Consider the following 11,021-nt stretch of genomic DNA (forward strand, 5'->3'; position numbering starts at 1 on the left):
GTGCTCGGGCTCGCTCCGCCTTGCTCAACCCCGCTCAGCCTCCGAAATGGGACCGATGCCGACCGCCGCCCCTCCCGTGTCCGGGTCATCCCCGCCGCTCCCGCCGTCCGAGCCCGCCCCGCCCGTGTCGCGGGGCCGCCGGGCGACGGTGACGCGTCGCGTCGGCTGGACGGTGGCGGCCCTCGTGGCGCTCGCCCTGGCCGTGCTGCTCAGTCTGGCGGTGGGGGCCCGGGGGATCTCGCCCGCGACCGTGTTCGACGCGCTGCTGCACGGGGGCGACAGCGCCGACGCCGAGGTAGTACGGCAGATGCGGGTGCCCAGGACCGTGCTCGGGATCATGGTGGGCGCCGCGCTCGCCCTCGCCGGGACCGCGCTCCAGGGCATCACCCGCAATCCGATCGCCGACCCGGGCATCCTCGGGATCAGCCAGGGCGCGTCGGTCGGAGTGGTGCTCGCCATCGCCTTCGCGGGGGTGCACACGCTGTCGGGGTACGTGTGGTTCGCATTCACCGGTGCCGCGATCGCCTCCGTCGCCGTGTACGCCATCGCCTCCGGCGGGCGGGGCGGGGCGACGCCCGTGAAGCTGGCGCTGGGCGGTGCCGCGATCAACGCGCTGCTGGTGTCGGTGACGATGGCGGTGCTGACGACGAAGGCCGCCGCGATGGACGAGTTCCGGTTCTGGAACGTGGGCGCCCTGGCCGGGCGCGGCTCCGACATCGTCGGGCAGGTGTGGCCGTTCCTGGTGGTGGGCGTGCTGCTGGTGCTGGCGGTGGCGCGCGGTCTGGACGCGCTGGCGCTCGGCGAGGACGTGGCGAAGGGTCTCGGCCAGAACGTGGCCGCCGTACGCGTCGTGGGCGGGCTCGGCGCGACCATCCTGACCGGGGTGGCGGTGGCCGCCGCCGGGCCGATCGCGTTCATCGGTCTCGCCGTACCGCACATCGCCCGCGCGATCGTGGGCAGTGACCACCGGTGGATGCTGCCGATGGCCGCGCTGGTGGGGCCCGTGATGCTGCTGGTCGCCGATGTGGTGGGCCGGATCCTCTTCCCGCCGAGCGAGGTGCCCGCGGGCGTGATGACGGCGCTGATCGGGGTGCCGTTCCTGGTCACGCTGGTACGCCGGAAGGCGGTGCCGGCATGACCGCCACCACCACTTCCCCCCTGACTCCCCCCGGGCCCGCCGCGGCCCCCGGGCGCGGGTCCCGCACCCGCCCGGCCGGGTACTCCCTCGTCCGCGCCGGACGGGCCTCCTTCCTCCTGCACCGCAGGGCCGCCCTCGTCGCCGCCGCCCTCGCGGTGCTCCTCGCCGCGATCTGCGTCGCGTACCTGTGCGTCGGCGAGCGGTTCGTGCCGCCGGGCGAGGTGCTGCGAGTGCTGTTCGGGATGGAGTCGCGCAGTGAGCTCGTGGTGGGGACGCTGCGGCTGCCCCGGATGACCGTCGGGGTGCTCGTCGGTCTTGCCTTCGGGGTGGCCGGGGCGCTGATCCAGACCGTGGCGCGCAATCCGCTCGCCAGTCCGGACATCATCGGGATCAGCCAGGGGGCCGGTGCGCTGACCGTCGGCGCGATGATCTTCGGGATCACCTCGGCCGGCGTACTGCCGTACCTGTCGGTCATCGGCGGGGTGCTCGCCGCGGCGCTGGTGTACGTCTTCGCCTGGCGCGGCGGGCTGCACGCGACGCGCTTCGTACTGATCGGCATCGGGTTCGCCATCGCGCTGAAGTCGGTCACCCAGCTCTTCCTGACCAAGGGCGACTACCTGGTCGCCCAGCAGGCGCAGATCTGGATGACCGGCTCGCTCAACGGCCGCGGCTGGGACGAGGCCACCACCCTGGGGTGGGTGCTGCTGGTGCTGCTGCCGGGGGTGGCGTGGGCCGCGCGGGCGCAGCGTACGGCCGGTATGGACGACGACACCGCCGTCGCGCTGGGCGTACGTCTTGGGCGGGTGCGCCTCGGGCTGGTCGCGCTCGGGGTGGTGCTGGCTTCGGTGGCCACCGGGGCGGCCGGTCCGGTCGACTTCGTGGCGCTGCTGGCGCCGCAGATCGCCCGCCGGATGACGCGGACCGCGCAGATTCCGCTGGTCTGTGCAGGCCTGCTCGGTGCCGTCATCGTCGTGCTCGGGGACCTCCTCGCGCGGCGGCTGTTCTCGCCCACCGAGCTGCCGGTGGGTGTGCTGACCGCCGCCGTCGGGGCTCCGTATTTGATCTGGCTCATCGTGCGTGGGCGTACAGGAGGCAAGGCATGAGTTCCGCCGACCGGGCGCCCGAGGCGCCCCACGACACGGAGCCGGGCGCGAGTGCGGGTGCGCGGCTGCGGGCCGCCTCGCTGACCCTCGGGTACGAGGACCGGACCGTCGTGCACGAGCTGGACCTGGCCGTTCCGGACGGCCGGGTCACCGTCATCGTCGGCCCCAACGCCTGCGGCAAGTCGACCACCCTGCGCGCGCTCGGCCGGCTGCTGAAGCCGCAGGGCGGGGCGGTGCTGCTGGACGGCAACGAGCTGGCCCGCATCCCGACCAAGCGAATCGCGCAGTCGATCGGGCTGCTGCCGCAGTCCCCGGTGGCCCCCGAGGCGATCACCGTCGCCGACCTCGTCTCGCGCGGGCGCCAGCCCCATCAGGCATGGTGGAAGCAGTGGTCCGAGGAGGACGAGCGGGCCGTCACCGACGCCATGGAGCGCACCGATGTGGCCCAGCTCGCGGACCGTCCCGTGGACGCGCTCTCCGGCGGCCAGCGGCAGCGTGTGTGGATCGCGATGGCGCTCGCCCAGGAGACCGATCTGCTGCTGCTCGACGAGCCGACCACGTACCTCGACATCGCCCACCAGGTGGAGGTGCTGGACCTGGTACGACAGCTCAACCGCGAGCAGGGCCGTACGGTCGTCGTCGTCCTGCACGACCTGAACCAGGCCGCCAGGTACGCCGATCACCTCGTCGCGATGAAGACGGGCGTGATCGTGGCCGAGGGCCCGCCCGGCGAGGTCGTCACGGCGGATCTCGTACGGGAGGTCTTCGGGCTCGACTCGGTCGTCGTGCCGGACCCGGTGACGGGTTCGCCGCTGGTGGTGCCGGGGGCACCGTGGACGGCAACGTCCCCGACCTCGGCATCTGCGGCGTCTGCGGCATCCGCTCCCCCCGGCTCCCCCTCTCCGCCCGCTCTCCGAAAGGCAGCCACCTCATGAAGATGAAGCCAGCGAAGCCTTCCACCGTCGCCGCGGTCTCCCTGACCGCCGTGGCCGCGCTCGCGCTGTCCGCGTGCGGCGGGGGCTCGGACAAGGACGGTTCCGATACGGAGAAGGGTGCCGGGGCGGGGAAGACGCACACGGTGAAGACGGCCATGGGCGACGTCCAGGTCCCCGTGGCCCCGAAGCGCGTGGTCGTGCTCGACACCGCCGAACTGGACTCCGCGATAACCCTCGGCGTGAAGCCGGTCGGCTCCACGCACGCCGATGTGAAGTCCGGCTTCCTGAACTACCTGCCCAAGGACGAGGTCGCCGGGATCAAGGACGTCGGCGCGATGATGACCCCCAACCTGGAGGCCATCGCCGCACTCGAACCGGACCTCATCCTCACCAGCAAGGTCCGCCACGAGGACAAGTACGACGAGCTCAAGGCCATCGCCCCGACCGTGATGACCGAGGGCACCGGCTACCCCTGGAAGGAGAACTTCCAGCTGCACGCCGAGGCCCTGGGCAAGCAGGCCGAGGCGAGGAAGACCGTCGACGAGTACACCGCGAACGCGGCGAAGGTGACGGAGGCGCTCGGCGGCAAGGCGAAGGCCGCCGCGACGAAGGTCAACGTGGTCCGCTTCGTGGAGGGCGCGGACATCCGCATCTACGGCAAGAAGAACTACATCGCCACGGTCCTCGCGGACGTCGGCCTGGGCCGCCCGCCGGTCACCGACAAGGCGAAGGACGGGTTCTCGTACGACGTGAGCCCGGAGAAGATCGACCTGGCGGGCCAGGACGCGAACGTCATCTTCCACGCCACGTACGGCGACCCGGCGAAGGCCAAGCAGACGCAGACGCTGAACTCGGCGCTGTGGAAGGGGATGCCGCCGGTCAAGGCGGGCAAGGTCTTCGCGGTCGACGACCAGCTGTGGATCCAGGGAATCGGCTACACCGCCGCCAACAAAATCCTCGACGAGCTGCGCGCCGACCTGACGAAGTAGCCGGGTCGCCAGGGGTCGCGGGGACGGGACGCGGAGTCGCGCCCCTGCCGCCGCAGGGCACGGGGGCGCGCCGAACGGCGCGCCCCTCACCCACTCAGCCGCCTCGCCCGCCACAGCAGGTAGAGCGCGGTCAGGCCGGCCGCCGTCCTCAGCAGCACCGGCCACAGCCCGGCCAGGGCCTCCCCCATCGCGCCCTGCGTCGCCATCGAGAGCGGTGCGCCCCAGCGGCCCTCCATCCGGCCCCACAGCCATACCGCACCGCCGACCGCGACCAGTCCCGGCAGTCCCAGGACCGCCCACTTCGCCTCCGTACGCGTGAGCTTCCTGGAGAAGTACGCGAGGAACCAGCCGCCGGCCAGCACCAGCAGGTTGCCCATGACGGCACCGGTGATCAGCAGCAGCGCGGCCAGCAGCAGGAAGGGGCTGCCGCGCGGGACGATCGGCGCCCGGAGCGGGGCGTCCTCCTCGGGCTCCTCCTCCGCGGCCGGCTTGGTGGCACGGAGGCGGCGGAGACGGCCGGGGAGGAAGCCGCGCCGTCCTTCCTCCACCGCCTCGGCCGCTTCGTCCTCCTCGCCGTCGCCCTCTTCCTCGTCCCCGTCGTCCTCCGGCGGGGGTTTGAGTATTTCGGGGATCTCCACGCCGCCGGTGAAGCCCGGCACGGCGGTGCCGAGGCCGCCGAAGGGGCCGGGGTCGGCGCGCCACCACTCCTCGGGGCCCTCGCCCGGCGGGCCGAGTTCATCCGTATCGGCAAGGTGCGGGCCCGTGGGGAAGGGGGGCGGGGACGGCTCGGCGGGCTGCTTCTCGAAGCCGACGGGAGCCTCGGGCCCGCTCGCATGCGCAGCGTTCGCCGGGGGCATCCTGCGCTGCCGCTGCCTCGGCAGCACCCGGCGTGAGGTGCGTGAGGAGAGCACCGCTTCCACGCCGTCGTCGCCCGCCGCCTCGACGATCTCGGCCGGTGTGCCGAGTCTGCCGAGGATCCGCTGCACGGCGGCGGCACTGTCCGGCCCGCCGACGGCCTTGGCCCGCTGTCGGTCGATCTCGCCGCGCAACGTGGCCACCAGGCGCATCCGGTCGCCGGAGGTCAGCTGTTGCTGCTGAGCGAGGTCGCCGACCCGGCTCAGATAGTCGAAGACCAGCTGGTCGCTCTCGATGCCCACGCCGTCGTCCGTCCCCTGCGTCTTCCCCGGTTTGCGGTTAGGGCGATTCCGGCTGATTACGGTCGTTCCGGTCGTGGCACGAGACAAGTGCCCGCCGGTCACGCGCAGTTGCCGGTCCACCCTGGTCCGACGTTAGCGCCTGGCGCGCTGGGCGGGGGCCCGCAGACGCTACCGTGGGGCGGATGGGGACCAGCGAGCTCGACCGGGAGGCGCACGTGCCCGAAGGAACCACCACCAACGGCACGCCGGACGGCCCGCCGTCCGACACACCCACCCACATGCCCAACGACACACCGACCGACCCGTCCGACGGCGTGTCCGGCGGCGTGTCCGGGAGCACGCACAGCAGCACGCCGGGCACCGCACCCGACGGCCCGTCCAGCAGCGCTCCCAGTAGCGCGGCCACCCGAGCGCCCGGTCAGCGGCCTGGTCGCACCGTCGCCTCCCGCGCCGCCAGCGCTCCCCGCACCCTTGCCGAAGCCCTCCGGACCCGGGACGACAGCTCGCTCACCGCGCTTCTTCGTGCTCGGCCCGATCTGCTCTCGCCCGTGCCCGGGGACCTCGGGCTGTTGGCCACCCGGGCCGGGACCCGGGCTTCCGTCGTGCGCGCGCTGGAGCGGCTCGACCGGTTCGCGTTGCAGACCGCCGAGGCGCTCGCGGTGGCGCCCGATCCGGCGACGTACGACGAGCTGCACGCCCTCATGAGCGGCGACGAGGGCAACCCCGCCGTCGAGGCCGCGCTGCCCGGTGCCGTACGGATGCTGCGTGAGCAGGCACTCGTGTGGGGTGCCGACGACCGGCTGCGGCTCGTGCGGACCGCGCGCGAGCTGCTCGCGCCGTCGGCGACCCACCCCTCCCCGACCGGGCTCGGCCCGAGCGTCGCGGAGGCCACGGCCGGGATGTCGCCCACCAGGCTCCAGGGGATCCTGGCCGCCATCGGGCTGCCCACCACGCACGACCCGGTGTCCGCCGTACACGCCCTGACCTCGCTCTTCACCGACCGCGCCCGGATGGACGCGCTGCTCGACACCGCTCCCTCGGACGCGCTCACCGTGCTCGACCGGCTGGTCTGGGGGCCTCCGTACGGCGAGGTCAGCTCCGACCCCGCCCCGCCCGTGCGCTGGCTGCGCGATCACGGGCTGCTGCTGCCGACCAGCGCGCGCACCGTCGTGCTGCCGCGCGAGGCCGCCCTGCACCTGCGCGTGGGGCGCGCCCACCGCACCCCGGAGCCGTCCCCTCCGCCGCTGGTCGCGGCCTCCACGCACACCCCGAAGATGGTCGACCTGACGGCGGCGGGGCAGGCGTTCGGGGCGCTGACGACCGTCGAGGACCTGCTGAAGGAGTGGGACAGGGGCGGTCCCGCCGTACTGCGTTCGGGCGGTCTCAGCGTCCGCGACCTCAAGCGCACCGCGGCGGCCATGGACCTGCCGGAGCCGACCGCCGCGTTCTGGCTCGAACTCGCCTACGCCGCCGGACTGCTCGCCTCCGACGGCGAGGCCGACGAGCGCTACGCCCCGACCCCCGCGTACGACACCTGGATCGACCTCCCGCCCCAGGAGCGCTGGGCCCGCCTCGCCACCGCCTGGCTGCGCGGCACCCGTACGGCGGGCCTGATCGGCGGCCAGGACGCCAAGGGCCGCACCCTGTCCGCACTCGGCCCGGACCTCGACCGGTCGTCGGCGCCGGAGGTACGGCGCCGGGTGCTCGCGCTCCTCGCCGATGCCGGGGCGGGGCCCACGGCTGCCGGGCCCGGTACCGACGGCCTGCCCGAAGGCACCGCCCCCGACCCCGACTCCGTCATCGCCAGGCTCCGCTGGGAACGCCCCCAGCGCGGCGCCACCGGCGACCTCCGCACCCGCCTCGCCCTGTGGACCCTCACGGAAGCCGAGCTGCTCGGCGTGACGGGCCGCGGCGCACTGTCGGCACACGGGCGCGCCCTGGCCGGCCTGGACCGCGACCGGAGCCGCGAGTCCGGTACCCCCGCCGGACCGCCCACCGAGGCCGAGTCCGCCGCCGACGCCCTGCGCGCGGCGGAGCTGCTCGCCCCGCTCATCCCCGAGCCCCTCGACCACGTGCTCCTCCAGGCGGACCTGACCGCCGTCGCACCGGGTCCGCTGCGCCGCCCGCTCGCCGAGACGCTGTCCGTGCTGGCGGACGTGGAAAGCCGGGGCGGGGCGACGGTGTACCGCTTCACACCCGGGTCCGTACGCCGGGCGCTGGATTCCGGTCAGGCCGCTTCGGATCTGCACGCCTTCCTGGCGGAGCACAGCAGGACCCCCGTACCGCAGCCGCTCAGCTATCTCATCGACGACGTGGCACGGCGGCACGGGCATCTGCGGGTGGGTTCCGCTTCCTCGTACGTACGGTGCGACGACGACACCGTGCTGGGCGAGATCCTCGCCGACAAGCGGGCCGCCGGGCTCGGTCTGCGCCGCCTCGCGCCGACCGTGCTGGCCTCGCAGGCCGAACCGGTGGCGCTGCTCGACGGGCTGCGCGCGATCGGCTTCGCACCGGCCGCCGAGTCCGCGGCGGGCGATGTGCTGATCACGCGCGCGGACGCCCGCCGCACCCCGGCGCGGACCGCGCCGGTACCGGTGCCGGAGGGCCCGCCCGTACCGGACGACACGCTGCTGGATGCCGCGCTGCGGGCGATCCGCGCGGGCGACATGGCGGCGAACGCGGTACGCAGGACGCCCGCCGAGACCAAGTCCTCCGGCGGGCTCCCCGGCGCGCTCCCCCGCACCTCATCCGCCGAGACCCTCGCCACCGTCCAGGCGGCGGCGATGACCGGCTCGGCCCTGTGGATCGGCTACGTCAACGCGGACGGCGCGGCCAGCCAGCGCGTCATCGCCCCGGTACGGGTGGAGGGCGGCTACGTCACGGCGTACGACCACACGGCGGACGAGGTGAAGACGTACCCGCTGCACCGGATCACGGGTGTGGCGGAACTGGCGGACGATCCGGCGTGAGGGGCGAGGACGCCGAGGAGGGCTCCTCCGCAGGCCCACTCGGCTCTCCCGGCTCGCTGTAACGACGCCTGTGCACCACCCGTCCCAGCCGCCGCCCCAGCACCAGATACCCGAGCAGCGCCCCCGTCGTATTCATGATCACGTCGTCGACGTCGAAGGCCCGCCCGGTGACGATCGCGCCCTGGGTCAGCTCGACCAGCACCATCACGGTGACCGTCATCAGGAACATCCGCAGGAACCGCAGCCGCCGCGACCCCACCACCGGCAGCAGCACCCCGAACGGCACTCCCAGCAGGATGTTCCCGCCGACCTGCTTGCACGCGGCGAGGAAGCTGTAGTCCTGCATGTACTGGCGCAGGGAATGCCCTGGCCTGAGGTTCGCGTGCACCAGGTCTTCCGAGGCGGGCGAGGGTACGAGGGTCAGTTTCGCGAGTACGACGGCGAAGGCGACCAGGGCGAGGAGGCCGAGGGCGATGGCCGCGACCCGGAACAGCACCCAGGGCCAGGGCGTATGCCTCTCGCCCGGATCCCGTGGCCGCCGCCACCGCCCCCCGATCCCTCCCCCGCTCCGTCCGCCAACTCCCTTGGCCGTACTGGCACGTTCCGCTCCGGCAGTCATGCCCACGCGGATACCCCGCAGCCCCATGGTCACGCGACCGGCTCCGCAGGCACTCGGAGCACACTCCCTGCCCCGCACCCGGGCACACTCCCGGCGCAGGGCGGGCCGAGGAGCGGGCGCGGTAGACTTTTGCGTTTCACGTGAAACCTGAAACGTGAAAGTCGTACGTAGCGGACGGCGCCTCGCGCCCTCACGGGACGATCCAAACCTCCGGAGGTATGTGTGTCCTGCCTGATCGTCCAGAGTGACAAGACGCTCCTCCTGGAGGTCGACCACGAGCAGGCCGACGCCTGCCGCCGCGCCATCGCCCCGTTCGCGGAGCTGGAGCGCGCGCCGGAGCACATCCACACCTACCGGCTCACCCCGCTCGGCCTGTGGAACGCGCGGGCCGCCGGGCACGACGCCGAGCAGGTCGTCGACGCGCTGGTCGAGTACTCGCGGTATCCGGTGCCGCACGCGCTGCTGGTGGACGTCGCCGAGACGATGGCGCGGTACGGCCGCCTCACCCTCTCCAAGCACCCGGTGCACGGGCTGGTGCTGACCAGCACCGACCGCCCCGTACTCGAAGAGATCCTGCGGTCGAAGAAGGTCCAGCCGCTGGTCGGGGCCAGGCTGGACCCGGACACCGTCGCCGTGCACCCCTCCGAGCGCGGCCAGATCAAGCAGACGCTGCTCAAGCTGGGCTGGCCGGCCGAGGACCTCGCCGGTTACGTGGACGGCGAGGCGCACCCGATCGAGCTCGCCGAGGACGGCTGGAGCCTGCGCCCGTATCAGAAGCAGGCCGTGGAGGGCTTCTGGCACGGCGGCTCGGGCGTCGTCGTACTCCCCTGCGGCGCGGGCAAGACCCTGGTCGGCGCGGGCGCGATGGCCGAGGCCAAGGCGACCACCCTCATCCTCGTCACCAACACCGTCTCGGCCCGCCAGTGGAAGCACGAGCTGGTCAAGCGGACGTCGCTCACCGAGGACGAGATCGGCGAGTACAGCGGTACGCGCAAGGAGATCCGCCCGGTCACCATCGCCACGTACCAGGTGCTGACGACCCGGCGGAAGGGTGTCTACCCGCACCTGGAGCTCTTCGACTCCCGCGACTGGGGCCTGGTGATCTACGACGAGGTGCACCTGCTCCCCGCCCCGGTCTTCAAGTTCACGGCCGACCTCCAGGCGCGCCGCCGCCTGGGCCTCACCGCGACCCTCGTGCGCGAGGACGGCCGCGAGTCGGACGTCTTCTCGCTCATCGGGCCCAAGCGGTTCGACGCCCCGTGGAAGGAGATCGAGGCGCAGGGCTACATCGCGCCCGCCGACTGCGTGGAGGTACGGGTCAACCTGACCGACTCCGAGCGCCTGGCGTACGCGACGGCCGAAGCGGAGGAGAAGTACCGCTTCTGTGCCACCACGGCGACCAAGCGCAAGGTCACCGAAGCCTTGGTCGCCAAGCACAAGGGCGAGCAGACCCTGGTCATCGGCCAGTACATCGACCAACTCGACGAGCTGGGCGAGCACTTGGGTGCACCCGTCATCAAGGGCGAGACCCCGAACTCGCAGCGCGAGAAGCTCTTCGACGCGTTCCGGACGGGCGAGCTGAGCGTGCTGGTCGTCTCGAAGGTCGCCAACTTCTCGATCGACCTGCCGGAGGCGACGGTCGCCATTCAGGTGTCCGGCACCTTCGGCTCCCGCCAGGAGGAGGCGCAGCGGCTGGGCCGCGTACTGCGCCCGAAGGCGGACGGCCACGAGGCGCGTTTCTACTCGGTGGTCGCCCGAGACACCATCGACCAGGACTTCGCGGCCCACCGCCAACGCTTCCTCGCGGAACAGGGTTACGCCTACCGCATCGTCGACGCGGACGACCTCCTGGCGGACGACGGCTCGACGTCGTCCTAACCAGCCCCCAGCCGCCCCACAACCGCCAAACCCAAACCCACCCCCGCAGGCAGCGACCCTGCCCCCTAGCCGGCGAGCCCGCCCTCACCCACGACCCCGCCCCCTTGGCCGGCGGGACCAGCGCTACCCCCTACCCCCTAGGGCGTGTCCGGAAAGTCGTTGGCTCGTTGCTCCGTTCGTGGTGCGTAGGCATGAACTGACGGATGAGTCGTGGGCGTTGATCGCTCCGTTGC

Annotated in this window: 8 protein-coding genes; 6 read left to right on the plus strand and 2 right to left on the minus strand. The window is 72.9% G+C overall.

Annotated elements, in window-relative coordinates; genetic code table 11:
* Window positions 1-55 precede the first annotated feature (55 nt).
* Genes ACZ5PB_RS17695 through ACZ5PB_RS17710 form a run of 4 tightly spaced genes read left to right on the plus strand, consistent with a single transcriptional unit; the run spans window position 56 to window position 4,165 of the window.
* Complete coding sequence (locus ACZ5PB_RS17695; protein WP_468692071.1) at window positions 56-1,138, plus strand: FecCD family ABC transporter permease; 1,083 nt, start codon at window positions 56-58, stop codon at window positions 1,136-1,138.
* Entirely contained in the window at window positions 1,135-2,241 is a 1,107-nt protein-coding gene (locus tag ACZ5PB_RS17700) for a FecCD family ABC transporter permease (RefSeq protein ID WP_468692072.1), read from the plus strand. Before ACZ5PB_RS17695 ends, ACZ5PB_RS17700 begins: the two co-directional genes overlap by 4 nt.
* Window positions 2,238-3,176 (plus strand): ABC transporter ATP-binding protein, encoded by a 939-nt coding sequence (locus tag ACZ5PB_RS17705; RefSeq protein ID WP_468692074.1) that lies wholly within the window; start codon window positions 2,238-2,240, stop codon window positions 3,174-3,176. Before ACZ5PB_RS17700 ends, ACZ5PB_RS17705 begins: the two co-directional genes overlap by 4 nt.
* On the plus strand, window positions 3,173-4,165 hold the full coding sequence (locus ACZ5PB_RS17710; protein WP_468692075.1) for an ABC transporter substrate-binding protein: 993 nt from the start codon (window positions 3,173-3,175) through the stop codon (window positions 4,163-4,165). The genes ACZ5PB_RS17705 and ACZ5PB_RS17710 overlap by 4 nt, the downstream gene beginning before the upstream one ends.
* 86 nt (window positions 4,166-4,251) lie before the next feature.
* On the opposite strand, the gene ACZ5PB_RS17715 is transcribed toward ACZ5PB_RS17710, so the two are convergent.
* Window positions 4,252-5,322, minus strand: coding sequence for a hypothetical protein (locus tag ACZ5PB_RS17715; RefSeq protein ID WP_468692076.1), 1,071 nt, complete (start codon window positions 5,320-5,322; stop codon window positions 4,252-4,254).
* Window positions 5,323-5,504: 182 nt separating this feature from the next.
* Between ACZ5PB_RS17715 and ACZ5PB_RS17720 the strand changes: the two genes are divergently transcribed.
* Window positions 5,505-8,291, plus strand: a complete 2,787-nt coding sequence (locus ACZ5PB_RS17720) for a helicase-associated domain-containing protein (RefSeq protein ID WP_468692078.1) — start codon at window positions 5,505-5,507, stop codon at window positions 8,289-8,291.
* Here ACZ5PB_RS17720 and ACZ5PB_RS17725 read toward each other — a convergent pair.
* Window positions 8,254-8,787 (minus strand): VanZ family protein, encoded by a 534-nt coding sequence (locus ACZ5PB_RS17725; protein WP_468692080.1) that lies wholly within the window; start codon window positions 8,785-8,787, stop codon window positions 8,254-8,256. The two genes, ACZ5PB_RS17720 and ACZ5PB_RS17725, sit on opposite strands and share 38 nt — an antisense overlap.
* Before the next feature lie 345 nt (window positions 8,788-9,132).
* Here ACZ5PB_RS17725 and ACZ5PB_RS17730 point away from each other — a divergent pair, with 345 nt between their 5' ends.
* Window positions 9,133-10,788 carry a DNA repair helicase XPB gene (locus tag ACZ5PB_RS17730; RefSeq protein ID WP_468692082.1) on the plus strand — a complete coding sequence of 552 codons (1,656 nt, stop codon included), beginning with the start codon at window positions 9,133-9,135 and terminating at the stop codon, window positions 10,786-10,788.
* Window positions 10,789-11,021: the final 233 nt, after the last annotated feature.

It is taken from the genome of Streptomyces sp. NPDC032721 (genome assembly GCF_055579625.1).

Coding starts and splice junctions, on each gene's coding strand:
- ACZ5PB_RS17710 (WP_468692075.1), top strand. CDS start 3,173: ATGAAGATGAAGCCAGCGAAGCCTTCCACCGTCGCCGCGGTCTCCCTG.
- ACZ5PB_RS17700 (WP_468692072.1), top strand. CDS start 1,135: ATGACCGCCACCACCACTTCCCCCCTGACTCCCCCCGGGCCCGCCGCG.
- ACZ5PB_RS17695 (WP_468692071.1), top strand. CDS start 56: ATGCCGACCGCCGCCCCTCCCGTGTCCGGGTCATCCCCGCCGCTCCCG.
- ACZ5PB_RS17705 (WP_468692074.1), top strand. CDS start 2,238: ATGAGTTCCGCCGACCGGGCGCCCGAGGCGCCCCACGACACGGAGCCG.
- ACZ5PB_RS17720 (WP_468692078.1), top strand. CDS start 5,505: ATGGGGACCAGCGAGCTCGACCGGGAGGCGCACGTGCCCGAAGGAACC.